This window comes from Variovorax sp. OV329 (assembly GCF_900114785.1).
GTDB lineage: Bacteria > Pseudomonadota > Gammaproteobacteria > Burkholderiales > Burkholderiaceae_C > Variovorax.
Window position 1 is genome coordinate 22003 of record NZ_FOUG01000007.1, and the last position, 24006, is coordinate 46008.

Sequence of the window (24006 nt, forward strand, 5' to 3'; positions counted from 1 at the left end):
TCATCCTTCACGTATTGCGCAGGCTTCTCCCGCGCGAGCCTCCCGACATTTTCAAAAGCCTTTGCCAACGCGCCATGACCGAGTTCATTCTTCTGCTAAGCCTGCTGACCCTGGCATTGAGTCTTGCCGTGACCGCTGCCTTGCGGGGAAGTGCGCGGCTGATCGGCCGACTCCTGAAGTTGCGCGGGCAATCGGGCGGTGCATCCACGCCACCCGACCGCGCCGACCCGATGCTCAGTCTTTGAGGTCGGCGGGAACCTTCCCGCCATTCGCAGCGACCTTGTTCATGACCTGACGATGAAGCCAAACGTTCATCGTGGCTGAATCCGCGGCGTCTCCCGAGTAATTCAATTCCTTCGTGAGTTCCTTTCGCGCGGCGAGCGAGCTGTCCAGGCCCAGCAGCTTCATCAGATCGACGATGGACGTTTTCCAGTTGAGTTGCTGTCCGGCCTTGGCCGCCATGTCATCCAGCACTTTTTCGACATCGACCTGCGACAGGGCCGCTGGCGCTGCAGCGCCCGTCGAGGCCGGCGCGCTGGGGGCCGAGGCAGCCGGGGCCCCTGCCGGTGTGGCCGCGCCGGGCGCAGGCGCCGCATGCGAGGAGGGAAAGATCTTTCCGAGGATGTTGCTGAGAATGCCCATGGTGGTCTCCTGAATGTGAAGCCCGCAGCATGTGCCGTACATCTCCGCCCACTTGTCGGACAAGGGCGTGAATGCTCCGGTCGCGCCGATGGACCGCCTTTGCGTTTCCCGACCCGCCTGCCGGCGACCTCACCCTCCCCGGAAGCAGGACGGGGCGCTTTCCTACCGAGTTGCGGCAGGCAGTCCGCTGCGCGGCGCCAGCCGTTCAATGGACGCTCTCGCCTCCATCCTCCGCGAGCGCGCCGCATGCCAACCCAAGACCCCACCATTCACCTCATACGAGAAGGTTCTCCCCAACCGCTGGGCGCGACGTTCACGGGCGACGGCGTCAATTTCGCGGTCTTCTCGGCGCATGCCACCCGCGTGGATGTCTGCATCTTCGACGACGCCGGAGCCACCCAGCTCGCGTGCTTCACGCTGCCCGAATACACCGACGAGGTGTGGCACGGCTTCGTGCCGGGGATCCAGCCCGGCGCTCGCTACGGGCTTCGCGTGCACGGCCCCTACGAGCCCGAGAAGGGGCATCGCTTCAACCATCACAAGCTGCTGCTCGACCCCTATGCGCGGGCCCACATGGGCGAGTTGAAATGGTGCCCCGAACTGTTCGGCTACACCGTGGGCCATCCCGACGGCGACCTGAGCTTCGACGAGCGCGACAGCGCTCCCTTCGTTCCCAAGTGCGTGGTGGTCGACTCGCGCTTCGAGTGGACCCAGACCGATCGCCTGCGCGTGCCCTGGGACCGCACCGTTCTCTACGAGACCCACGTGCGCGGCTTCACCATGGGGCATCCGCAGGTCCCCGAGCCATTTCGCGGGACCTTTGCGGGCATGGCCCGCGACGAGGTGCTCGAGCCGATCCGGCGCCTGGGCGCCACGAGCATCGAGCTGCTGCCGGTGCAGATGTTCGTGACGCAGGCCAGTCTTGCGGAAAAAGGGCTCACCAACTACTGGGGCTACGACACCCTGGGCTTCTTCGCGCTGGAGCAGCGCTACATGGACGGGCCCCACATCGACGAGTTCAAGCACCTGGTCGACCGCATCCATGCGCACGGGCTCGAAGTGATCCTGGACGTGGTCTACAACCACACGCCCGAGGGCAACGAGTTGGGTCCCACGCTGTCCTTCAAGGGCATCGACAACGCCAGCTACTACCGCCTGATGCCGCCGGGCGAAGGCAGTGGCCCTCGCTACTACATCAACGACACGGGCACCGGCAACACGGTGAACCTCAGCCATCCGCGCGTCCTGCAGATGGTGATGGACAGCCTGCGCTACTGGGTCAGCGAGATGAAGGTCGACGGCTTCCGCTTCGACCTGGCCACCATCCTGGCGCGCGAGCCCGACGGCTTCGACGAAGGCGGCGGCTTCCTCAAGAGTTGCCGCCAGGACCCCGTGCTGTCCAGCGTCAAGCTCATCGCCGAGCCCTGGGACATCGGGCCGGGCGGCTACCAGGTCGGTGGCTTCCCGCCGGGCTGGGCCGAGTGGAACGACCAGTTCCGCGACACCGTCCGGGCCTTCTGGAAAGGCGACGAGGGACAGGCGGCCGCCCTGGCGCAGCGCCTCACCGCCAGCGCTGAGCGCTTCGACCAGCGCGGTCGTCGGCCCTGGGCCAGCGTCAATTTCATCAGCGCGCACGACGGCTTCACGCTCGCGGACACGACGAGCTACAACGACAAGCACAACGAGGCCAACGGAGAAGACAACCGCGACGGGCACTCGGACAACCGCTCCTGGAACTGCGGCGTCGAAGGTCCGACCGACGATCCGGCAGTTCTCGAACTGAGGGCCCGCCAGCGTCGAAATCTGCTGGCGACGCTCATCCTGTCGCAAGGCACGCCCATGCTGCTCGCGGGCGACGAATTCGGACGCACCCAGGGCGGCAACAACAACGCCTATTGCCAGGACAACGAGATCTCCTGGGTGGATTGGGACCTCGCGCAATCGGACGCGGGACGCAGCCTGGGCGACTTCACGGCGCGGCTGCTGGCGCTGCGCGCCAGCCAGCCGGTCCTGCGTCGCAACCGCTTCCTGACGGGCCGGTACTTCGACGAGCTGGGGCGCAAGGACTGCCAATGGTTGACGCCTGCCGCCCAGGAGATCGGGCCCGAGCAATGGCAGGATCCGCAGACCCGCTCCTTTGCCTTGCTACTGGAAGGCCGGGCACCCGCCTCGGCGATCTCGGCGCTCGCGCAGGACCCCAGCGTCCTGATCCTGTTCAACGCGTGGCACGAAGCGATCTCGTTCACGCTGCCTGCAGCACCTGCAGGCGACTGGCGGCTGCGCCTGGACACCACCGACCCTGCCCTCGGCGCAGACTCACCGGCGGTGTCGAAGGAGTACGTCGTCACAGGGCGATCGCTGGTGGCGCTCGTTTCCGGATAGCGCGAGCCGCTAACGCTGCGCGTCCGCCCTTCCCTCACCCTGGTCGAAGGCGCGCTCGGCCTCCAGCCAATCGTCGACGTCGCTGCCTGCATTGCCCCCACGCCGCAGGTACGCCTCGTAGGCCGCTTGGCGGATGGCCTCGTCGCGCGCAAGCTTGGGGTCCCTGCGCGCCTCGCTGCCCGGATAGCCGGAAGGCTTGTTCGCTTCCCGTCCCATCCGGCTGCCCTCGGAGGGGTCGTCCTGGCCGATGGCGCGGCTTTGCTCCATGTTCACCGAACCTGCGTCACCCCGGTCGCCACCGCTGACTTCCTGGAAGCCGGGTGGAGCCGTTATCGGCTTCATGCTTGAATTGCTCATTCGTCACTCCTATTGGTGATACTCACGCGGGGCCCGAAGACGTGGCCCCGCGAACGCTCGCTGCCTGCTCAGGCCTTGGGCGGATCGTTTTCGCGACCGTAGTGCCGGTGGACACCCATCGCCGCGATGAAGTCGGCGATCGCCTCATCCGCATCGGCCGCGTCTGCCAGCACCAGTCCCGTGTCAGGGCTTCCGTCGGCCATCGTCATGGGTATCTGCGCCTCGGCCAGCAAGGCCTGCGATGCGCCGAACGCCAGGATGGTCTTGCAGTGCCAGTACTGGTCGCGCAGGAACTCGAGCGTGTGCGCATCCGCGTCCAGTTCGGCCACCGCGGCTTCGCCGTCGGGCAGCACCAGGGCGTCGAACAGGAAGCCGGGCGAGTTCTCCATGGTCGCATCGGCAGCGAACTTCTCGCCCGCCTGGCCCACGTAGTTGCCAAGCCGTGCGCCCACCAGCCTCGGAACGGCACCGGCCGCGACGAGCATCGACACCACCTTGCCCAAAGAAGCACCCTCGACGCCGTTGGCGACCAGCACGGCCACCTTGCGCGTGCGGATTCCACCATCGCCGGGCCTGGCCATCAGCGACAGCGCGGGCGATTGCTCGACCTCCGGCGGCGCGGGATTCTCCAGGGCCTTGGGCAGCGCCGCGGGCAGGTCCATTCCGAGGTCCTGCGCCAGCCGCTCGGCCAATGCCGGTGAAGCATTCCGCAGGCTGGCGACCATCCTCTCCCTGACCGCGGGCACCGTCACCTTCGACAGCTCGAAGCGGAAGGCATTGCCGATGTGCGCCTGCTCCACCTCGGTCTGGCTCTCGTAGAACAGCCGTGCCTGCGTGTAGTGGTCGGCAAACTTCTCGGGCTTGATGCGCACCTTGTCCGCGCTGTCCTTGGCATCCAGTCGCCGGGCCACGCTGGTGAAGCCCTGCGCGGCGCCGGCCTGGAAGGGGCAGCCTCCCGCCAGCGAATTGGGCTCGTAGGCCACGCGGCCACGGTGGATGGCCTGGCGGTGCATGCCGTCGCGCTGGTTGTTATGGACCTGCACGACCGGTGCGTTGATCGGAATCTCGTGGAAGTTGGGTCCGCCCAGCCGGCTGATCTGCGTGTCGACGTAGGAGTGGATGCGGCCGGCGAGCAGCGGGTCGTTCGTGAAGTCGATGCCGGGCACGACGTGCGCGGCGCAGAAGGCCACCTGCTCCGTCTCGGCGAAGAAGTTGTCCGGATTGCGGTTGAGCACCATGCGGCCCACGATCTGGATGGGCACCAGTTCCTCCGGCACGATCTTGGTGGCGTCCAGGATGTCGAAGCTGAACTGCTCGGCCTGCTCCTCGGTGAAGATCTGCAGGCCCAGTTCCCACTCCGGATACTCGCCCGCCTCGATCGCCTCCCACAGGTCGCGGCGGTGGAAGTCGGGATCGGCGCCAGAGATCTTGACCGCTTCCTCCCAGACCAGCGAGTGCGTTCCCAGCTTCGGCTGCCAGTGGAACTTCACCAGGCACGATTCGCCGGCCTCGTTCACCAGCCGGAAGGTGTGCACGCCAAAGCCCTGCATCATCCGGTAGCTGCGCGGAATGGCACGGTCCGACATCTGCCACATGAGCATGTGCGTGGACTCCGGCATGAGCGACACGAAATCCCAGAAGGTGTCGTGGGCACTGGCCGCCTGCGGCATCTGGTGGTGGGGCTCGGGCTTGACGGCGTGGACCAGGTCGGGAAACTTCATCGCGTCCTGGATGAAGAACACCGGCATGTTGTTGCCCACCAGGTCCCAGTTGCCCTCGTCGGTGTAGAACTTGACCGCAAAGCCGCGCACGTCGCGTGCCGTGTCCTTGGAGCCGCGCTCGCCGGCCACCGTGGAGAAGCGCACGAACACCGGCGTGACCTTGCCGGCCTCCTGGAACGGTGCGGCCTTCGTGTACTTGGTCATCGGCTCGTAGCACTCGAAGAAGCCATGCGCACCCGACCCGCGCGCATGCACGATGCGCTCCGGGATGCGTTCATGGTCGAAGTGCGTGATCTTCTCGCGCAGGATGAAGTCCTCGAGCAGGACCGGACCGCGCGCACCGGCCTTCAGCGAGTTCTGGTTGTCGGCGACCCGCACGCCCTGGTTGGTCGTCAGGACCTGTGCGCTGCCGTCCGCTCGCACGCGCTCCAGCGGCGCGATGGTGGCGTTGACCCCGTCCTGCGCCGGCGCGCCGGTCTTGCCAGACACGTTCTCCTCGGACAGGGTGCTGCCCGTGGGCAGGCGGGATGGCGGCGAGACGGTCTGCCCAGCGGGCGTGGACAGCGCGTTGGCTTCGCCATGCTCTGCCGCCTTGTTCGCATTGGCCGGCATGCCGGCGGCCAGCTTCTGCGCGTCGGCCATCTTCTGGGCGGGCAAGTCGCCCTTGACGGCGGCGGGCGGCGCCGGCTGAGCCGGCCCGCTGTCGGTGTTTCGTGCTGCAGCGCGCGCTGCGTCTGCTTCGGCTGCAGTGACGGCCTGGGAGGTTTGCTTCTTTGTCATGATGATCCGGGTGAGGTGGGGACGAAAGGGTGGAGACGAGGGAAGAAAGGAAACTACGCCGCCCGCGGCCACGGACCCGTAGGACGACAACAGTTCAGCCTGCAATGCGCTTCCGACTTCGCGTAGGTCGCGAGGCGCTTCGCGTGCGGTTGAAAACGTTGCCGTCAGATTTGCCTGGATCGCGCACACGTGCGCCACGGCGACTGGCCGCCAGGCCCTCAACGCGTGGCAGCGCTGCGCTGGCGAATGGCGGCGGTCAGCCCGACACCCAGGCCCTCCCCCCGCCGCTCATGGCCATTGGGGGGGAACGGAGATCCGTCCTCCGTCGGATTGAGCCGATGGCCTCTTGGCCGTTCAATGGGGCATGACTCATGATGATCGAACGACCGCCACGGCACACAGGTACAAGTCCGGCGGCATCCGCTGGCTGTTGTGCATCGGTGCCGGCGCTGCATCGCTCGGCGTCGGACAGGCGGCGCGGGCGGAACTGCCCTCCTCCTTCGCACCCGACGCCTTCTACGTGCAGGCAGGCGGCGCGCAGGGCACGCAAACGCTGGCAGTGGGCCTGTCCTGGGACTGGAACACCAGGTGGACGCTCGGACCCGGCGAACTGCGTCCCTACATCGAGGTCATGCTGTCGCAGTGGCGCTACGACGCGTCCACGCCAGTCGGCAAGGACCATCTGACGCAGCTGGCCATGACGCCATCGCTGCGCTGGCGCGGGGCCGGCGGCGCGTCGCCGTGGTTCTTCGAGGCCGGAGTGGGACTGAGCTTCACCTCGTCGATCTACCACAGCACCGACAAGCAATTCTCGACCAGTTTCAACTTCGGCAGCCACCTGGGCGTGGGCCGGAACTTCGGGGCGAGGCAGGAGCACGAGTTGGCCGTTCGCGTGGAGCATTTCTCCAACGCAGGCATCAAGCATCCGAATCCGGGCCAGAACTTTGTGCAGCTTCGCTACGCCTACCGCTTCGAGTAAAGCACGCCGTTCTTGAGGGAATTCAAAGCGTCGAGCGGCGCAGCACCGCGGTTGACCGCCGGTCCCGGCCCCGGTCTGGGCAGCGGCCTTGGTGCCGGAATGCTCGGCGGTGATTCAACGCGGCACCCCGCCCTCCCCCTCGCCGAGCCGGCGGAGCTTCGGCGGCGGCGAAGCTTCACCCCATGAAAACCCCCGCAAATGATTGATGCCGTCGATGGTATCTATGGAAATTCATCATTTGCAACCCAATGTATCGGGGCCTATGGTGCACATCCATCGACAGGCGTGCAGGAGACAAGCCCATGCCCGACTCTCAAGGGGACGCGATCATCCGGGACGTGCTCCGGGCCTTTGCCGCAGCTCGTGATCCGCGTCTGACAGGCCGGGGGAGTACGTCCCCCCGTTCGATGGATCGCAACGACGCGCCGACGCCGCCGCATTCCGGGAATGCATGAATGATCCCCGTATTGCTAGGCCTCAAGGTCATCGAGCAGGGCACCTTCATCACGGGGCCGGCAGCCGGCATGCTCCTGGGCGACCTGGGTGCGGACGTCATCAAGGTCGAGCAGCCGAAGACCGGCGACCCCTTCCGCGCCTTCAAGAACGGCCTGTACAGCCCGCACTACCAGACCTACAACCGCAACAAGCGCAGCATCGAGCTGGACACGACGAAGGCCGCGGACCTCGAGGTGCTGGACGCACTCATCGCAGATGCAGATGTCTACATCCAGAACTTCCGGCCCGGCGTGGCTGAAAAACTGGGCGTGGGTGCGCAGCGGCTGCAGGGCCTGAACCCGAAGCTCGTCTACTGCGCCATCAGCGGTTTTGGCGGCAGCGGGCCGGCCGTGAACCGGCCAGCCTACGACACCGTGGCGCAGGCGGCCGCCGGCTTCCTGAACCTGCTGGTCAATCCGCAGAACCCGCGAGTCGTCGGCCCGGCCATCGCCGATGCGCTGACCGGCTACTACGCCACCTACGGCGTGCTGGGCGCCCTGTTCGAGCGCCAGCGCACGGGCGTCGGCCGCAAGGTCGAGGTGTCGATGCTGGAGGCGATGGCGCATTTCAATCTCGACGCCTTCACGCACTTCTTCCAGGTGGGCGAGGTCATGGGGCCCTACAGCCGGCCGCGCGTATCGCAGTCCTACGTTCTGCGCTGCGCGGACGAGTTCTGGATCGCGCTGCACATGTCCTCGCCGGAGAAATTCTGGCGCGGCCTGGCCGCGGCCGTCGAACGACCCCGGCTCTTCGAGGATGCGCGTTTTGCCACGCGCGAGGCGCGCATCGCGCATCACGAGGTCCTGATCGAACTGCTCGGCGAGCGCTTTCTCACCCAGCCGCGCGACGAATGGTGCCGGCGCCTGCAGCGCGAAGACGTGCCCCACGCCCCGATGTACGACGCCAGCGAAGCGCTGGACGACCCGCAGGCGCGGCACCTGGAGCTCACCGCCTCGGCCGTGCACCCGGTGATGGGACTGTTCCGCACAGTGCGCTCCCCGGTGAGCTTCGACGGCGAACGCGCGCTGCAGGTGCGCCCTCCCCCCACGCTGGGCGAACACAACGACGAGATCCGCGCCGAAGTGCGGTGTTTGCGCAAGACCGACAACCAAGCAACGAGGAGACAAGGACCATGAAGATGCAGAACTCGCACCGCATCGGGCGGCGCACCGCCGTCACGGCCATTGCACTGGCGGCCGCGGGCATGGCGCTGGCGCAGCAGCCCTCTGGCACGCCGATACGCATCGGCAGCACCCTGGCGCTGACCGGGCCGCTCTCGGCCACGGCGCAGGTGCACAAGCTGGTGGGTGACATCTACATCGAGCAGCTCAACAAGCGCGGTGGCCTGCTGGGCCGTCCGGTCGAGTGGGTGGTGAAGGACGACCAGTCCAAGCCGGACCTGGCGCGCACCCTGTACGAGCAGCTGGTGACGGCCGACAAGGTCGACCTGCTGATGGGCCCCTATGCCACCGGCGCCATCCTTTCCGCCATGGGCGTGGCGCAGCGCTACAACAAGGTGCTGGTACATCACACGATGGGCATCCCCTCGCTGGCCAAGTACGACATGTCGTTCCCGGCCTGGTCGCTCGGCTCCGACCCGGCCAACACCGTGCCCAATACCTTGTTCGATGCACTCGCCGCCGGCCCCAAGCCACCCAAGACGGTGGCGGTGGTGACCAGCAAGTTCCCCTCGATCCAGTTCATGAGCGCGGGCGCGCGCGAAGTGCTGAAGAAGCGCGGCCTGAGCGAGGTGCTGTTCCTGGAATGGGACTTCGGCAACCGCGACTTCGGTCCGATTGCCAACCGCGTGAAAGACGCCAATCCCGATTTCGTGTGGGTCGGAGCCATCGGGCTGGACGGCAACCTGCTGCTGGAGGCGATGAAGAAGATCGACTACACGCCGCCGCAGCACTTCTACCTGTACCCCGCGCCCGGGCCGCTGCTGGCCTCGCCGGATGCCAAGGGAGCACTGTCGGCCACCATCTTCGAGGCGCAGCCGCCCTTCACTTCGAACCTGGGAGCCGCCGAGTTCGTGAAGATCTATGCCGAGCGCGCCGCCAAGGCCGGTTTTTCGGACACGTCGGTCGAGACGCAGGCCGCGGCCTCGTACACCGCCTGGCAGATCCTGGAGGCCGGCGTGGTCAACACCAAGAGCCTGGACGACAAGAAGATTGCCGACTACCTGAAGACGCACAAGGTCGAGACGGTGCAAGGCAAGCTGCGCTTCGACGGCGTCGGCAACTTCGGCGACGACCTGATGCGCATCAAGCAGATCCAGGACGGCAAGTGGGTCGTGGTGTGGCCCAAGGAGGTCACGGCCGGCGGCGCGAAACTGCTCGCGCCCTGACGGCAATGCCGAGCTTCTCGCTGCTGTCCCAGTCCATCCTCTCGGGCATCTTTGTCGGCGCGCTGTACGGCCTGATGGGCCTGGGCCTCAGCCTGAGCTGGGGCCTCTTGCGCCTGATCAACCTGGCGCACTTCGCCTTCGCCTTCCTTGCGGCCTACCTGTGCTACCAACTGGCAAGCAAGGGCATGAACCCGTTGCTGACCCTCGGCTTGATCGTGCCCCTGTTCTTCCTGGTGGGTGCCGGCCTGCATTGGGTGATGGCGCGCTTCTCGGTGTCGCCCTTCAATTCGCTGCTGCTGTCCTTCGGGCTCATGGGCATTGTCGAGAGCCTGATCCAGGCGGTGTGGACAGCGGACTTCCGCAAGCTGGAGTCGAGCTATGCGCACATGAAGTTCAAGCTCGGCCATCTCTTCGTGCCGGTGCCGGAGCTGATCACCCTGGTGCTGGCGGTGGGCCTTTGCTTCGCAGTGTGGGCGGTGCTGCGCTATACGGACATCGGCAAGGCGATGCGTGCCGCCGCACAGGACGCGCCGATCGCCGCCGCCTTCGGCGTCAACGAGAAGGCGCTGGGCCTGTTGCTCGCCGGCGTCTGCTCGGCGCTGGCCAGCGTGGCGGGCGTGTGCATCGCGCTCAGCTTCACGCTGGCGCCCTCGCAGATGTACGCCTGGGTCGGCGTGGTCTTTGCCGCGGTGATGCTGGGCGGTCTGGGCAGCGCGCTGGGCCCCCTGCTGGCCGGCACCGTGATCGGCGTGAGCGAGGCCATCACGATGGCGGTGTTCGCGCCTTCGTGGGCGCCGATCGTCTCGTTCACCTTGCTGATCCTGATCCTGCTGCTGCGGCCAGGGAGGCCCGCATGAGGAGCCGGCGTACGCCCCTGGCCATTCTCGCCGCCGGTGCCGCGCTGGGGCTGCTGCCCCAACTGGGCCTGCCGCCCTTCTACGACTCGCTGCTCTACCTCGCGCTGCACTGGGTGGTGCTGGCGACTTCGTGGAACATCCTGTCGGGCTACTCGGGCTATTTCTCCTTCGGCCACGGCGCCTTCTTCGGCACCGGCATCTACACCAGCGCGAACCTGATGGCGCACTACGACTGGCCCTTTCTCTGGACCTTGCCGGCGGCGGCGCTGGTGGCGGCGCTGCTCGGGGTGACGCTGGGGGCCATCGTGTTCCGCGTGAAGGGCGTGCGCGGCGAGGTGTTCGCGCTCCTGACCCTGGCGGTCACCTTCGTGATCGGCACCATCGTGGTCAACACGCCGCTGGACGGCGGCAACGGTGTCTCGCTGGCGGCGATCGTGGTGCCCAGGATCGGGCCCTCGCCCTCCTCGACCTTCTACCTGCTGGCGCTGGCAGCCGCGGTCGCGACCCTGCTGATCGCCTGGGGCATCCAGGTGTCGAAGTTCGGTGCCGGGCTGTTCGCCATTCACGACGACGAGGACGCCGCCGAGGTGATGGGCGTGCCGACCTACCGCTACAAGCTGTATGCGCTGGCTGTGTCCTGCGCGCTGGCCGGGCTGGCGGGCGGCATCCATGCACTCTTCCTGTCGTACGTGACGGCCGGCGACGTCTTCACCATCACGGTGCCGCTGACGGTGGTGCTGATGAGCGTGCTGGGCGGCACGCGGCACTGGGCGGGCCCGGCCGTCGGCGCATTGGCCATCACCGCGCTGCTCTACAGCTTCACCGCGGCCGACCATGCGGTGGCGGGGAAGGCGGCGATCGGTGCGATCCTCATCGCGGCGATCCTGTTCATGCCGGACGGCATCCTGGAACGCGTCAGGAGGCTGTGGCGGCGAAATCCAGAGACTTCGACGACGCCGGCCATCACGCCGGCGGCGACCGCCGGGCCGGCGCAGCGCGCACCGTCCGGTGCCTGGGCAAGCGGACAGGACGAGGTGCTGCTGCGCGTGAAGGACCTCAGCAAATCCTTCAAGGGCGTGCGCGCGCTGGCCGGGGTGGACGTGGAAGTTCGGCGCGGCGAGATCCTCGGGCTGCTGGGGCCGAACGGCTCGGGCAAGTCCACCTTCATCAACGTGGTCAGCGGTCACCATGCCGCCAGCGGCGGCACGGTCTGGTTCGAGGGACGCTGCCTGAACGGCCTGCCGGCGCACCGCGTCGCGGGCAGCGGGATTGCGCGCACTTACCAGATTCCGCGGCCCTTCGCGCACTTGAGCGTGCTGCAGAACGTGGCCATTGCCACCATGTTCGGAGGTGCTGTCGGCGACCCGGCCGCGGCCAACCGGCAGGCGATGAAGTGGCTGGAGTTCACCGGCCTCGCGGACAAGCGCGATGCCCGGCCCGACGAGCTGAACCTGCACCAGCGCAAGTTCCTGGAACTGGCGCGCGCATTGGCCTCGCGCCCGCGCCTGGTGCTGCTGGACGAGGTGCTCTGCGGCCTGACGCCCAGCGAAATCGACGACGCAGTGGCGCTGATCCGCCGCATCCGCGACCAGGGCTCGAGCATCGTCTTCGTCGAACACGTGATGCGCGCGGTGATGGCGCTGACGGACCGCATCGTGGTGTTCAACCATGGCGAACTGCTGGCCGAGGGCACGGCCAACGACGTGATGCAGCGCCCCGAAGTGATGACCGCCTACCTGGGAAAGACTCATGCTTGAAGTGCGTGACCTGCAGGTGGCCTATGGCGCGGCGCGCGCGCTGTGGGGCGTGTCGCTCACGGTGCGGCAGGGCGAACTGCTGTGCGTGGTCGGCCCCAACGGCGCCGGCAAGACGACCCTGATCAACGCCCTGGCCGGGCTCCTGCGTGCCCGCGAGGGGCAGCTCGTGTTCGAGGGCCGGGACGTGACTATGCTGGCGCCGCACCGCTTCTGCGACGCCGGCATCGCGCTGGTGCCCGAGGGCCGGCGCCTGTTCACCGGCATGACCGTGCTGGAGAACCTGGAGCTCGGCAGCTATCTGGCACGCTCGAAGGCGCAGCGGCGCGAGACGCTGGAGCAGGTGATCGAGCTCTTTCCGGTGATCCGCGAGAAGCTGGCCAGCCCCGCCGGTGAGCTCTCCGGCGGCCAGCAGCAGATGGTGGCGATTGCCCGGGCGTTGATGGCCCGGCCGCGCCTGCTGCTGCTGGACGAGCCCTCGCTGGGCCTCTCGCCGCTGATCGTGCACGACCTGTTCGCCGCCATCCGGCACATCAATGCCGTCGGCACCTCGGTGCTCCTGGTCGAGCAGAACGTGGCGATGGCCATGGAGGTGTCGCACCGCGCCTACGTGCTGGAAGAAGGCCGGATGGTGGCCGAGGGAACGCCTCGGGAACTGCTCGCGCGCAGCGAGATCGCGCGCGCCTACCTGGGCGTTTGATCGCCGCACGGCCGCACCCACCCGACCGGCGCTCTCCTCGCGCGGCGGGGCCGGCTGATCGGCTGGCTTGACATCACCTTCGGTGCGCCCGCGCAGCGAAACCTACGACCTATGGACATCGGCTTGAAAGGCTGAATGCCTTGCTCGTCCTCTCATGGAGGGAAGAATTGCCAGGAGCCCGGTGGCAGTCTTCCCACCCAGGTGCAGGGGGAATGCGCCGAGGAGCATCACCATGTTGTACACGTCATCCACCGCCATCAACGCAGCCAGCGGCGGCTGGGAGCTTCGCTTCGACCCGCTCTTCACGGGCCGCCGCGGCTACGCCTTTCCCTGCGACGCGCAGGGGCAGGTGGACATGGACGGCCTGAGCGAGCGGGCCCTGCAGAACTACCTGTATGCCCGCGCGATGATGGGCCGCGAAACGTCCTGGCCGCGGGTCCAAAGCCTGATGCACTGAAGCGTGCTACGGGCATCGCCTGCATCGGCGATCAGCCGGACTGCTGCTGCCGCACGGCGGTCTTGATGCAGTGCACGAAGTACCCGGCCGGCGCTGTCAGCACGGCGCTTTCCCGGTAGAGCAGGTAGAGTTTTCGAGCGGGGGGCCGCTCCAGCAGGTGCAACGGCAGCAGGTCATGCGATTCGCGCGCACCGTGCAGCGCCAGTTCGGTCCACGAGGTCACCACGTCGCCATTCACCGCGAGACCATAGAACAGCGTCTGCGACGCACAGCGCGTGATGCGTCGCGGCGGCGCAAGGCCCGCCCGGCCAAACAGCTGCGACAGAAGCGCGAGGAACTCCTCCTTCTGCCCGGTGTGCAGCCACTCGGCGTCCTGCAGCTGCGCCAGGGTACTGGCACCCGACAGCGGCCCGTGCCGGCTCACTGCGAACCACATGGGAAAGGTCGCCAGCAACTCCAGCCGCAAGGAAGTGAAGTCGCGCGGGTCCATGCTGGAGCCCAGCGCGAAATCCAGGGCGCCGTTCTTGAGCTGATCTGCCAGCTGGGCGGGGCTGAACTCGGCAAAGTCCAGTTGCACGTCGGGCATGGCTTCGCGAAAGCGCTGGTAAGCCAGCGGCAGCACGGTCGAGCTGGCCAGAGGCGTCACGCCGATGGACACGCGTCCCAGTTGCGAGCCGCGCAGCCGCGCCATTTCCTCTTCGGTGCGCGTCACCTCGTGCACCACCAGCTCCGCATGGCGCAGCATCGCCCGCCCCTCGCCGGTGAGCGACACGCCGGTGGACGTGCGGACAACCAAAGTCAGACCCAGCTCGTCTTCCAGGTCGCGGATCGCGCGCGTGACCGCCGGCTGGGTCAGGTGCAGGCTCCGAGCGGCTTCATGGATGCTGCCGGCACGGGCCGCGGCCACCAGGGCGCGAAGTTGGTGAAGCTTCATGGAGCGGGGGTGAAGAACTGGAAACCTGGGGCGACTGCCGATCAGCGTCAGGCATCGCGATAAGAATTTGTGCGTATCCGGATTATTGGTGCGCCGATACGATCGATGCGCCTGATCCCAAATACAAGAAGCGAATCCCTCTCGAATAAGGAAGGATCGCGCCATTCCATGAGAACGCTGTCACACCACGCACCCCGTCACGCCGTACTGGCCCTGCCTTCGGCAACCGGTTAGCCGCCACGACCGCGGCGCACTGCGAGCCGCGCACGGCGGTACACACCGCCCCCTTTCTCGACCAGGACGCACCGGCTTCAGTGCGACAAACGCCTTCCCGCGCCGCCTTGCGCGTGGCGTCCGCTTCCTTCGCCCTTCGGAGACTTCATTGACAAGCACCTGCACCCAGGCGGCCGACGAATTCATCGCGCGCCTCAGCCCCCGATTCATCGACCTTTCCGACCAGATCTGGCGGTTGGCCGAGCTGCGTTATGAGGAGTTCACGTCGGCGCAACTGCATGTACGCATGCTGGAGGCCGAAGGCTTTACGGTGACTTCCGGCGTCGCCGGCATTCCGACCGCCTTCGTCGCCGAGGCAGGCAGCGGTGGCCCGGTGATCGGCATCCTGGGCGAATACGACGCGCTCTCCGGCATGAGCCAGGAAGCAGGCGCCCTCAGCTGCGCACCCTCGGGCGAGATCGTCAACGGCAACGGCCACGGCTGCGGCCACCACCTGCTGGGCACCGCGGCGCATTTGGCGGCCGCAGCCGTCAAGGACCACCTGGAACGCACCGGCCAGGGCGGCACCGTGCGCTTCTACGGCTGCCCGGCCGAGGAAGGCGGCTCCGGCAAGACCTTCATGGCGCGCGCGGGCCTGTTCGACGACCTGGACGCGGCGCTGTCCTGGCATCCGCACATGTACACCGGGATCTTCCCGGGCCAGTCGCTGGCCAACGTCCAGGCCTACTTCCGCTTCCGGGGCAAGGCGGCCCATGCGGCGGACTCGCCGCACCTGGGCCGCAGCGCCCTCGATGCGGTCGAGCTGATGAACGTCGGCGTGAACTTCCTGCGCGAGCACATGCCCTCCGACTCCAGGGTGCACTACGCGATCACCAACGCCGGCGGCATGTCGCCCAACGTGGTCCAGGCCTATGCCGAGGTGCTCTACCTGGTCCGTGCGCCGCGCAACGAGCTGGCGGCCGTGCTCTACGAACGCGTGAAGAACGTTGCCCGCGGCGCGGCCCTGATGACCGACTGCCAGATGGACGTGGTGTTCGACAAGGCCTGCTCCAACCTGCTGGAGAACACGGTGCTCAACACCCTGGTGCACCGGCACCTGCAGGCCGTGGGCGCGCCGCCGGCCGACGAGGCGGACACGCGGCTGGCAGCGGCCTACCAGCAGACCCTGACGGCCGAGCATCTCGAAAGCGCCGGCCGTACGCTCGGCCAGAGCTGGCGCGACCCCAAGCCGCTGTTCGACCACATCCGGCCCTATTTGCCCGGCCAGCAGGACGCGATCTACGGCTCCACCGACGTGGGCGACGTCAGCTGGATCACGCCCACTGCCCAGTGTTTCACCGCCTGCTACGCCTTCGGCACCGCGCCCCACAGCTGGCAATGGGTGGCGCAGGGCAAGAGCCCGCTGGCCCACAAGGGGATGCTGCAGGCGGCCCGGACGCTGGCCGGTTGCGCCATCGAGCTGCTGGGATCGCCCGATCTGCTGGTCCGAGCCCAGGCCGAACTGCAGGAGCGGCGCGGCGGCAAGCCCTACGTCTGCCCGATCCCGGACGACGTCGCACTGCCCTTCCAGCGCTGAATCCCCTTCATCTCCCGCCTTCCGGAGTCCGCATGTTCCCTTGCCCCATGTCCCGGCTTGCCGCACGTTGCGCGAGCCTTGTCCTGGCCATCGCAGCCGCCTGCGCTGCCTCGGCGCAGTCGCCTTATCCCCAGAAGCCCATCCGCCTCATCGTGCCGTTTGCCGCGGGCGGCTCCACCGATCTGGTCGCCCGCGTCATCGCCGAGCCGATGGCCAAGGCGCTGGGCCAGCCTGTGGTGGTGGACAACCGCGCGGGCGCCGGCGGCATGGTGGGCACCGAGGCCATCTCGCTGGCCGAGCCCGATGGCTACACACTGGGCATGGCCACCGGCAGCACGATGGCGGCCAACCCGGCCTTCTTCACGCGCGCCGCCAAGGCCAACCAGCAGCTGCGGCCCTTGGTCAAGCTGGTCAATGTGCCGGCGGTCATCTCGGTGCATCCAAGCATGCAGGTCAGGGACTTCACCGGCTTCGTGGCAGAACTCAAGCGCCGGCCGGGCGCCTACAACTACCCCACGCCGGGCGCTGGTGGCCTGGGCGACCTGACGGTGGGCATGATGAACGAGAAGCTGGGCGTCAGCCTGGTGCCCGTGCCCTACCGCGGCATGGGACCGGCCCTGGTCGACGCATTGGCCGGCACCCAGCTGATCCTGGGCGACCAGTTGCCCTCGGTGCTGCAGCACCTGAGGTCCGGCAAGCTCCTGCCCATCGCCATTGGCGGGGACAAGCGCTCGCCTGAACTGCCCCAGGTGCCCACCTTTGCCGAACTGGGCTATCCGGATCTCAGCGACATCCTCGACACCTGGTTCGGCCTGGTGGTCCCGGCGAAGACGCCGCCGGCGGTGGTCGAGAAGATCCGCACGGCCGCGCTGAAGGCCGTGCAGGAACCGGCCGTCCAAGCGCGCATGCGCGAACTCGGGGCCAGCATCGCGATCGCGGACGAGCCGGCCTTCGTGCAGATGATCGGCAGCCAGTTGCAGCGCAACCGGGCGTTGGTGCAGCGGCTGGGTCTCAAGGTGGAATAAAGGCGCTGCGCGCCGCGTTCCTCCTGGGCCGAGATCTTCGGCTGGCAGACTTTCGGCGATTCTTCACGCCGCCGGGGCCGGCTGCACGCCCAGTGCCTTGGCCACCACGACCAGGTTCAGCGCCAGGCGGGCATTGCTGTCGGCATGCGCGCGCTGGGCCTGCAGCAGGGTGCGCTGCGCGTCCAGGGCCACCAGGAAGTCGGTCATGCCGTGCTCGTAGCGCACGCGGGCCAGGTCCCAGGCGTCGCGGCTGGCCACTTCCATCGCGGCCAGCTGCACGTTGCGCTGGCGCTCCGAGGTGTAGGCGCTCAGGGCGTCGTCGATCTCGTGCCAGGCCTTCAGCACAGTCTGCTGGTAGGCCACCGCGGCCTCCTGCTCCTGCAGCTTGCGCAGCGTCACGGTGGCGCGGCGGCGGCCGCCGTCGAAGATCGGCAGTTGCAGGCTGGGCCCGATCGACCAGGCTCGGCTCCCCCATTCGCCGAAGGTGCTGGCGTCCACCGACTCGAAGCCGAATCGCGCGCCGATGGTGATGCGCGGGTACAGGTCGGCCACCGCCACGCCGATGCCCGCCGTGGCCGCGTGCAGTTGCGCTTGCGCCCGCTGGATGTCGGGGCGGCGCAGCGCCACCTCCGAAGGCAGGCCCAGCGACAGGTCGGGCAAGGCTGCCGCCTGGGCCGGCATCTGCGGGGCCAGCTCCGACGCCAGCGCGCCAGGACGTACGCCCAGCAGCAGCGTGATCTGGTTGATGGCCTGCGCTTCCCGCCCCAGCAGCTGCGGAAGTCGGGCGCGCACGTCGGCCAGCTGCGCGTCCTGCCGGCTCAGGTCCAGGCCGGTGGTCAGGCCGCCGCTGGTGCGCGCCTGCACCAGCGAGCGCGTTTCCTCGCCGGCCAGGATGTCGGCACGGGCGATGCGGATCTGCGTCTGCGTCGAGCGCAACTCGAAATAGCGGCGCGCCACCTCGGCCTGCACGCTCAGCTGCACCTGGGCCAGCATGGCGCGGGCCGCGGCCTCGTCGGCGTCGGAGGCCTCGATGGAACGGCGCACGCGGCCCCACAGGTCCAGCTCCCACGAGGCGTCGAAGCCGGCCTGGAACATGTCGTGCGGCTCGCTCAGCACCTTGACCACCGCGTCCTTGCTGGCCGGGTTGATGGCGCCGATGACGCGGGCGAAGTCGCCGTCCTCGCTCTCGCGCAGCCGCAGCGCCGAGCCGCTGGCGTTGAGCTGCGGCATGCCTTGCGAGCGCACTGCCTGGCCCTGGGCGCGGCTCTGGGCGAAGCGCAGCACGGCGGTCTGCAGGTCTGGATTGGCCTGCACCGCCCTGGCCTGCAATTGCGCGAGCACCGGGTCGGAGAAGGATTGCCAGCCGACGGGCGAGACCGCCACGCCACCGGCACGGGCCGCATCGGGGACCAGTTCGGCGGCGCCACCGTGCCAGCTTGCGAAATCGCCCGGCGCCGGGTCGGCCGGCGCCTGGAAGTCGGGGCCGACGGCGCAGCCGGCCACCAGCGCGCAGGCGATCAGCGCCAGCAAGGTCGGGCGATGAAGATTCAGGGAAGTCATGACGGACCTCTTCTTCGATGAAAGGGGGTTCATACGAGACGGTGGCGGAACAGCCAGGTGGCCAGCGGCAGCGTGACCACCGCGATGAGGGTCAGCGGCACCAGGTTGAGCCACACCGTGCCGAAGCCCACGCCCTCCAGGTAGACCCGCTGCACCAGGTCGATGGCGAAGCGCAGCGGATTGATCCAGGTCGCGACCTGCAGCGCCTCGGGCATGTTGCTCACCGGCGTGGTCAGGCCCGAGAGCAGCATCATCGGCATGATCAGCACGAAGGTGTAGAGCATGGCCTGCTGCATGTTGGCCGACACCGCCGAGATCGACAGGCCGATGCCCACGCTGGCCACCGTGAAGAAGAGCAGCCCTGCGTACAGCGTGGCCAGCGACCCCGCCATGGGGATGCGGAACCACAGCAGCGTCACCAGCAGGATCAGCGTGGACTGCACCAGCCCCACCAGCACCGGCGGGATGGCCTTGCCGATCATGATCTGCGTGGGCGTGAGCGGCGTGACCAGCAGCTGGTCGAAGGTGCCCTGCTCCCGCTCGCGCGCCACCGAGAGCGCGGTGAGCAGCAGGGTCTGCAGCATGCTCAGCGCCGCCACCAGGCCCGGCATGAAGTTCCAGCGCGTTTCCAGGTTGGGGTTGAACCAGGCGCGCTGCTCGATCTGGAGCGGCGCCGGCTGGCCGCCGTGGCGCTCGCTCCAGCGGGCGTTGAAGCCGTTCACCACCTCGGTGACGTAGCCCACCGCCGCGCCGGCGGTGGTGGAGTTGCGCGCGTCCACGATCACCTGCACAGGCGTGGCTTCGCCGGCCATCAGCTGCTGCTCGAAGCGCGGGCCGATGTGCAGCACCAGCAGCACCTTCTGCGTGTCGATCGGCGCCTGGATGTCGGCCGGCGAGCGCAGCGTCATCGCGCGGCGGAACACGCCGCCGCCTTCCAGCCGGGCCACCAATTCCTGCGAGGCGGCACCGCGGCTCTGGTCCAGCAATGCGTAGTCCACGCGCTGCAGGTCGTAGGTGGCGGCGTAGCCGAAGATCAGGCTCTGCATGATCGCCGGCACGATCAGGATCACCCGGCTGGTCGGGTCCTTGAGGATGACCAGCAGTTCCTTGCGGCACAGCTGCGCCACACGGAAGAGGAACTCGGCAATGAGGGTGCGCATGGCGTGTGCGTCCTTCAGTCCAAACGCTTTTGCGTCACCGCCCGCGCCACGCACAGCAGGCCCACCGCATAGGCCATGAGGATCAGGCAGTTCTTGATCACCAGGGGCCAGATGTTGCCGGCCAGGAAGAGCGCGCGGATCAGCTCCATGAAATAGGTGGCCGGCAGGATGTGGCCGACGACGTAGACCACCCACGGCACGTTGCGCAGGTCGAACAAAAAGCCCGACAGCAGCATGGCCGGCAGGAAGCTCGACAGCAGCGCCACCTGGCTGGCCAGGAACTGGTTGCGGGTGACAGAAGAGATCACCAGGCCGATGCCCACCGCCACGATCAGGTAGAGCATCGAGGCGAACACCAGCAGGAAGAGCGAACCCACCATCGGCACGTTGAACAGGAAGCGCGCCGCCACCAGGCACAGCGCCAGGCCGGCCATGCCGATGCCGAAGTAGGGAATGATCTTGGCCACCAGGATCTCGCCCGGCCGCACCGGCGTGACGAACAGCGCCTCCAGGGTGCCCCGCTCCCACTCGCGTGCCATCACCAGGGCGGTGAGGAAGGCGCCCACCAGCGTCATGATGAGCACCACCAGCCCGGGCACCAGGTACCAGGTGCTGTTGTTGGCGCTGTTGAACCACAAGCGCGGCTCCACGCTCACCGAGCCGATGCCGTTGGCATTGGGCAGGCCCTGCCCCGCCGCGCCCGCGCGGTCTGCCAGCCGCTGCGGGTTGCTGCCCAGGGCCGCACCGGCGTAGCGCAGGATGGTGTTGGCCTTGTTCGCATCGGCGCCGTTCACCACGATCTGGATGCGCGCGTTGCCTTCGGCCAGCCGGCTGGAGAAATCGCCTGGCACCCGCACGATGCCGTCCACCTTGTGCGCGCGCAGCAGCGCCTCGGCCTCCTGCATCGAGACCAGCGGAACCGGCGAGATGTAGGGCGTGAGCGAGAGCCCGGCCACCGCCTGAGTGGCGGTGGGCGAGCTGTCTTCCATCACCAGGGCGAGCGGCGCGTTCTTCACGTCCAGCGACAGGCCGTAGCCGAACAGCAGGATCAACAGGATGGGCAGCAGGATGCCGATGGCCAGGCTGCTGGGGTCGCGCAGCAACTGCCGCGTTTCCTTGCGCGTGAGCGCCACCAGCCGCGCCAGCGCGTGAGAGGAAGTGCCCTGTTCGCTCATGCCGCAGCCCCCTGCCCGTCCGCGGGTGCCGTCGCCTGCGCGCGCGCCTGGCTCACGATGCCGATGAAGGCGTCTTCCATGTTGGCGCGGCGGCCTTCGGTGGGCAGCGCCTTCTCGCGCACCTGCTGCGGCGTGCCGATGGCCAGCAGCTTGCCGGCATCCTGGATCACGATGCGGTCGCAGTACTCCGCCTCTTCCATGAAGTGCGTGGTGATGATGATGGTCACGCCCGCCGCGGCCAGCGCGGTGATGCGGCGCCAGAACTCGCGCCGCGCCAGCGCATCGGTGCCGCTGGTGGGCTCGTCCAGGAACAGGATCTCAGGCTCGTGCAGCAGGCCGGCCGCCATCGCCAGCCGCTGCTTGAAGCCGCCGGGCAGCTGCCCGCTGGTGGCTTCCTCCTGGCCCTTCAGGTCGAACTCGTCGAGCACCGCGCGCATGCGCGTCTTCAGCCGCTCGCCACGCAGGCCGTAGGCACTGCCGAAGAAGGACAGGTTCTCGATCACCGTGAGGTTGCCGTATAGCGCGAACTTCTGCGACACGTAGCCGATGCGGCTGCGCGCCTGCGCCCGCGCATGGCGCAGGTTGACGCCCGCCACCTGCAGGAAGCCGCTGCTGGCCGGCAGCAGGCCGCACAGCATGCGGAAGGTGGTGGTCTTGCCGGCGCCGTTGGGCCCCAGCAGGCCGAAGATCTCGCCGCGCCGCACCTGGAAGCTGGTGCTGGCCACGGCGGTGAAGTCACCGAAGCGCCGCACCAGGTCGCGCACCTCGATCATCACCTCGCCGGGCTTGGGCGCCTCCAGGGGTGCAGCCTGCGCAGGGGGAGCTTGGGGCACCGCGCGCTGCGCGCGCAAGAGCACCATGAAGCCGTCCTCCAGTCGAGCAGGCACCGGCTCGGCCGGCGCGCCCTGCAGCAATGCATCGAGCGCCGCGGCATCGGTCTGCGGGTGGCGGATGAATCGGACGTCGCCGCCCTCGGGCACCGCGTCGATCACGACGGAGGGCGCATCCAGCAGCCGTGCCTGCAGCGTGCGCGCCGCGACGCCCACGGGCGCCCGTGCGACGAAGCACAGGTCACGCGCCCGCTCGCGAAGCTGCGCCGGCGGGCCCTCGGCCAGCAACCTGCCCTCGTGCATCACGAAGACCTGGGCGCAACGCTCGGCTTCGTCCAGGTAGGCGGTGCTGACGATCACGCTGAGGTGTTCCTGCTGCACCAGCTGCTCGACGATTTCCCAAAGCTCCCGGCGCGAGAGCGGGTCCACGCCCACGGTGGGCTCGTCCAGCAGCAGCAGCTGCGGGGAGCGCACCAGCGTGCAGGCCAGCCCCAGCTTCTGCTTCATGCCGCCCGAGAGCTTGCCGGCGGGGCGCGCGGTGAAGCGGCCCAGGTCGGTCATCTCCAGCAGGCGCGCATAGCGCTCGCGGCGCATGTCGGCAGGCACGCCGTGCAGGTCGGCGTACAGGTCGAGGTTTTCCTGCACGCTCAGGTCCTCATAAAGGCCGAAGCGCTGCGGCATGTAGCTGATGCGGTCCTGGACTGCCTGCGGATCCCTCGCCACGTCGATGCCCAGCACCGCAAGACTGCCCTTGCTGGAGCGCAGCAAGCCGGCTGCCAGGCGCAACAGCGTGGTCTTGCCGGCACCGTCCGGGCCGACGAAGGCCGTCAGCGCCCCGGCGGGCACCATGAGGCTCACATCGTGCAACGCCACCACCGGCGCGGGCTTGCCCTTGACCTCGAAGCGCTTGTGCAGCCCCTGGGCCACCAGCGCGGGCGTGCCGTTCATGGGCGGCTTTCGGTCTTCGCCTGGGGCCGCTGCTGCGCGTCGAGCGCGATGCGCACGGTCGCGGGCATGCCAAGGCGCAGGCGGTCACCGGTGTCCTGCGCGAGCACGCGCACCTCGTAGACCAGGCTGCTGCGCAGTTCCTCGGTCTGCACCGTCTTGGGCGTGAACTCGGCCACCGAGGAGATGAAGCCGATGCGCCCCTCGATGGGCTGGCCCGGCGCGCTGTCGGTGCTGATGCGGGCCGCCATGCCCGAGCGGATGCGCCCCAGGTCCGGCTCGGACACATAGGCCCGCACCCACTTGGGGTCGGTGATGGCCAGCGTGTAGACCGGCCGCTGTGGCGAGGCCATGTCGCCCTGCTCCAGCAGGCGCGCGCGCACCACGGCGTCGATGGGCGCCTTCAGGGTCGACTCGGCGATCTGGTGCTCCAGCAGGGCCAGCCCGGCACGCGAGGATTCAAGCTGCGCCTGCGCCTGCGCGATGTCTTCCTTGCGCGGGCCGGTCACCACCAGTTGCGCCGCCTTGCGGGCGTTCTCCAGCTGCGCCTGCGCCACCTTGCGCCGGGCCAGCGCAGCGTCCGTGTCCTGCTGGCTGATGCCGCGCCCGCCGGTGCTCTGGCCGATGGACTGCAGGCGCTCGACCTGCTGCTGCGCCAGCCGCGCATCGGCTTCGGCGCCGGCCACCTGGGCGCGGGCCTGGGCGATTTCCTCGGGGCGGCTGCCGGTCTTGAGGCGGTCCAGCGCCTGCTGGCTGACGCCGATCTGCGCCCGCGCCTGGTCGGCGCGCAGCTGGAGGGTGCGCACGTCCAGCTCGCCCAGCACCTGCCCGGCCTTCACATGGTCGCCCTCCTCCACCGCCAGCCGGGCGATGCGTTCGCTGCCGTTGAAGGCCAGCGACACCTGCCGCAGGTCGACGTTACCGAACAGCACGATCTCGCTGCGCGCGGCCGGCTCACGCTGCAGCCACCAGGCCAGGGCGGCGGCACCGGCCAGGAGGATGACGGCACCGGCGATCAGAGGCTTCTTGTTCATTCGATTGATCCTGAAGAGATGCGCCTGGGAGATGCGATGGCCAGTCCGCTCGGGCGCGCAAG

At 68.2% G+C, this 24006-nt stretch carries 20 protein-coding genes; 11 read left to right on the top strand and 9 right to left on the bottom strand.

The window, feature by feature from the left end; all coding sequences use genetic code 11:
* Positions 1-74 precede the first annotated feature (74 nt).
* Entirely contained in the window at positions 75-245 is a 171-nt protein-coding gene (locus BM345_RS30110; protein ID WP_175544994.1) for a hypothetical protein, read from the top strand.
* On the opposite strand, the gene BM345_RS13460 is transcribed toward BM345_RS30110, so the two are convergent.
* Positions 235-642 (bottom strand): DUF3597 domain-containing protein, encoded by a 408-nt coding sequence (locus BM345_RS13460; protein WP_093380709.1) that lies wholly within the window; start codon positions 640-642, stop codon positions 235-237. The genes BM345_RS30110 and BM345_RS13460 overlap by 11 nt on opposite strands.
* A gap of 246 nt (positions 643-888) precedes the next feature.
* Here BM345_RS13460 and glgX point away from each other — a divergent pair, with 246 nt between their 5' ends.
* Positions 889-3024 (top strand): glycogen debranching protein GlgX, encoded by a 2136-nt coding sequence (gene glgX / locus BM345_RS13465; RefSeq protein WP_093380251.1) that lies wholly within the window; start codon positions 889-891, stop codon positions 3022-3024.
* 9 nt (positions 3025-3033) lie between these two features.
* On the opposite strand, the gene BM345_RS30400 is transcribed toward glgX, so the two are convergent.
* Together BM345_RS30400 and BM345_RS13475 are read right to left on the bottom strand one after the other, a co-directional pair.
* The gene (locus BM345_RS30400) at positions 3034-3381 is read right to left on the bottom strand and encodes a DUF2934 domain-containing protein (protein ID WP_093380252.1); all 348 of its coding nucleotides are present in this window, start codon (positions 3379-3381) and stop codon (positions 3034-3036) included.
* A gap of 68 nt (positions 3382-3449) precedes the next feature.
* On the bottom strand, positions 3450-5882 hold the full coding sequence (locus tag BM345_RS13475; RefSeq protein ID WP_093380254.1) for a catalase: 2433 nt from the start codon (positions 5880-5882) through the stop codon (positions 3450-3452).
* 364 nt (positions 5883-6246) lie between these two features.
* Here BM345_RS13475 and BM345_RS13480 point away from each other — a divergent pair, with 364 nt between their 5' ends.
* The 7 genes from BM345_RS13480 (at position 6247) to BM345_RS13510 (ending at position 13471) form a co-directional block, all read left to right on the top strand.
* The gene (locus BM345_RS13480; RefSeq protein ID WP_093380255.1) at positions 6247-6861 is read left to right on the top strand and encodes an acyloxyacyl hydrolase; all 615 of its coding nucleotides are present in this window, start codon (positions 6247-6249) and stop codon (positions 6859-6861) included.
* Between the two features lie 455 nt (positions 6862-7316).
* Positions 7317-8492, top strand: a complete 1176-nt coding sequence (locus BM345_RS13485; protein WP_093380257.1) for a CaiB/BaiF CoA transferase family protein — start codon at positions 7317-7319, stop codon at positions 8490-8492.
* Entirely contained in the window at positions 8489-9703 is a 1215-nt protein-coding gene (locus tag BM345_RS13490) for an amino acid ABC transporter substrate-binding protein (RefSeq protein WP_217653986.1), read from the top strand. The genes BM345_RS13485 and BM345_RS13490 overlap by 4 nt, the downstream gene beginning before the upstream one ends.
* Positions 9704-9708: 5 nt before the next feature.
* Positions 9709-10560, top strand: coding sequence for a branched-chain amino acid ABC transporter permease (locus tag BM345_RS13495; RefSeq protein ID WP_093380258.1), 852 nt, complete (start codon positions 9709-9711; stop codon positions 10558-10560).
* A complete protein-coding gene (locus tag BM345_RS13500; protein ID WP_093380260.1) occupies positions 10557-12317 on the top strand; it encodes a branched-chain amino acid ABC transporter ATP-binding protein/permease in 1761 nt (586 codons plus the stop codon). The genes BM345_RS13495 and BM345_RS13500 overlap by 4 nt, the downstream gene beginning before the upstream one ends.
* The gene (locus BM345_RS13505; RefSeq protein WP_093380261.1) at positions 12310-13014 is read left to right on the top strand and encodes an ABC transporter ATP-binding protein; all 705 of its coding nucleotides are present in this window, start codon (positions 12310-12312) and stop codon (positions 13012-13014) included. Before BM345_RS13500 ends, BM345_RS13505 begins: the two co-directional genes overlap by 8 nt.
* Positions 13015-13246: 232 nt before the next feature.
* The gene (locus tag BM345_RS13510; protein ID WP_093380263.1) at positions 13247-13471 is read left to right on the top strand and encodes a hypothetical protein; all 225 of its coding nucleotides are present in this window, start codon (positions 13247-13249) and stop codon (positions 13469-13471) included.
* A gap of 31 nt (positions 13472-13502) precedes the next feature.
* On the opposite strand, the gene BM345_RS13515 is transcribed toward BM345_RS13510, so the two are convergent.
* Positions 13503-14405 carry a LysR family transcriptional regulator gene (locus BM345_RS13515; RefSeq protein WP_175544995.1) on the bottom strand — a complete coding sequence of 301 codons (903 nt, stop codon included), beginning with the start codon at positions 14403-14405 and terminating at the stop codon, positions 13503-13505.
* Positions 14406-14823: 418 nt separating this feature from the next.
* Here BM345_RS13515 and BM345_RS13520 point away from each other — a divergent pair, with 418 nt between their 5' ends.
* Complete coding sequence (locus BM345_RS13520; protein ID WP_093380712.1) at positions 14824-16215, top strand: M20 family metallopeptidase; 1392 nt, start codon at positions 14824-14826, stop codon at positions 16213-16215.
* A 47-nt stretch (positions 16216-16262) separates the two neighbouring features.
* Positions 16263-17240: a tripartite tricarboxylate transporter substrate-binding protein gene (locus BM345_RS13525; RefSeq protein ID WP_254789720.1), complete on the top strand. Its 978-nt coding sequence runs from the start codon at positions 16263-16265 to the stop codon at positions 17238-17240.
* Between the two features lie 63 nt (positions 17241-17303).
* Here BM345_RS13525 and BM345_RS13530 read toward each other — a convergent pair whose 3' ends face one another.
* From BM345_RS13530 to BM345_RS13550, 5 genes are read right to left on the bottom strand one after another with little or no spacing between them, the layout of a single operon-like run.
* On the bottom strand, positions 17304-18800 hold the full coding sequence (locus tag BM345_RS13530; protein WP_093380268.1) for an efflux transporter outer membrane subunit: 1497 nt from the start codon (positions 18798-18800) through the stop codon (positions 17304-17306).
* Between the two features lie 29 nt (positions 18801-18829).
* On the bottom strand, positions 18830-19960 hold the full coding sequence (locus tag BM345_RS13535) for an ABC transporter permease (RefSeq protein WP_175544997.1): 1131 nt from the start codon (positions 19958-19960) through the stop codon (positions 18830-18832).
* Between the two features lie 14 nt (positions 19961-19974).
* On the bottom strand, positions 19975-21135 hold the full coding sequence (locus BM345_RS13540; protein WP_093380270.1) for an ABC transporter permease: 1161 nt from the start codon (positions 21133-21135) through the stop codon (positions 19975-19977).
* Entirely contained in the window at positions 21132-22913 is a 1782-nt protein-coding gene (locus BM345_RS13545) for an ATP-binding cassette domain-containing protein (protein WP_093380272.1), read from the bottom strand. Before BM345_RS13545 ends, BM345_RS13540 begins: the two co-directional genes overlap by 4 nt.
* Entirely contained in the window at positions 22910-23944 is a 1035-nt protein-coding gene (locus BM345_RS13550; RefSeq protein WP_093380274.1) for an HlyD family secretion protein, read from the bottom strand. Before BM345_RS13550 ends, BM345_RS13545 begins: the two co-directional genes overlap by 4 nt.
* Positions 23945-24006 lie beyond the last annotated feature (62 nt).

Bases quoted from the DNA above. Each gene is read 5' to 3' on its own strand.
- BM345_RS30110 (WP_175544994.1), top strand. From the start codon at position 75: ATGACCGAGTTCATTCTTCTGCTAAGCCTGCTGACCCTGGCATTGAGT.
- BM345_RS13460 (WP_093380709.1), bottom strand. From the start codon at position 642: ATGGGCATTCTCAGCAACATCCTCGGAAAGATCTTTCCCTCCTCGCAT.
- glgX (WP_093380251.1), top strand. From the start codon at position 889: ATGCCAACCCAAGACCCCACCATTCACCTCATACGAGAAGGTTCTCCC.
- BM345_RS30400 (WP_093380252.1), bottom strand. From the start codon at position 3,381: ATGAGCAATTCAAGCATGAAGCCGATAACGGCTCCACCCGGCTTCCAG.
- BM345_RS13475 (WP_093380254.1), bottom strand. From the start codon at position 5,882: ATGACAAAGAAGCAAACCTCCCAGGCCGTCACTGCAGCCGAAGCAGAC.
- BM345_RS13480 (WP_093380255.1), top strand. From the start codon at position 6,247: ATGACTCATGATGATCGAACGACCGCCACGGCACACAGGTACAAGTCC.
- BM345_RS13485 (WP_093380257.1), top strand. From the start codon at position 7,317: ATGATCCCCGTATTGCTAGGCCTCAAGGTCATCGAGCAGGGCACCTTC.
- BM345_RS13490 (WP_217653986.1), top strand. From the start codon at position 8,489: ATGAAGATGCAGAACTCGCACCGCATCGGGCGGCGCACCGCCGTCACG.
- BM345_RS13495 (WP_093380258.1), top strand. From the start codon at position 9,709: ATGCCGAGCTTCTCGCTGCTGTCCCAGTCCATCCTCTCGGGCATCTTT.
- BM345_RS13500 (WP_093380260.1), top strand. From the start codon at position 10,557: ATGAGGAGCCGGCGTACGCCCCTGGCCATTCTCGCCGCCGGTGCCGCG.
- BM345_RS13505 (WP_093380261.1), top strand. From the start codon at position 12,310: ATGCTTGAAGTGCGTGACCTGCAGGTGGCCTATGGCGCGGCGCGCGCG.
- BM345_RS13510 (WP_093380263.1), top strand. From the start codon at position 13,247: ATGTTGTACACGTCATCCACCGCCATCAACGCAGCCAGCGGCGGCTGG.
- BM345_RS13515 (WP_175544995.1), bottom strand. From the start codon at position 14,405: ATGAAGCTTCACCAACTTCGCGCCCTGGTGGCCGCGGCCCGTGCCGGC.
- BM345_RS13525 (WP_254789720.1), top strand. From the start codon at position 16,263: ATGTCCCGGCTTGCCGCACGTTGCGCGAGCCTTGTCCTGGCCATCGCA.
- BM345_RS13530 (WP_093380268.1), bottom strand. From the start codon at position 18,800: ATGACTTCCCTGAATCTTCATCGCCCGACCTTGCTGGCGCTGATCGCC.
- BM345_RS13535 (WP_175544997.1), bottom strand. From the start codon at position 19,960: ATGCGCACCCTCATTGCCGAGTTCCTCTTCCGTGTGGCGCAGCTGTGC.
- BM345_RS13540 (WP_093380270.1), bottom strand. From the start codon at position 21,135: ATGAGCGAACAGGGCACTTCCTCTCACGCGCTGGCGCGGCTGGTGGCG.
- BM345_RS13545 (WP_093380272.1), bottom strand. From the start codon at position 22,913: ATGAACGGCACGCCCGCGCTGGTGGCCCAGGGGCTGCACAAGCGCTTC.
- BM345_RS13550 (WP_093380274.1), bottom strand. From the start codon at position 23,944: ATGAACAAGAAGCCTCTGATCGCCGGTGCCGTCATCCTCCTGGCCGGT.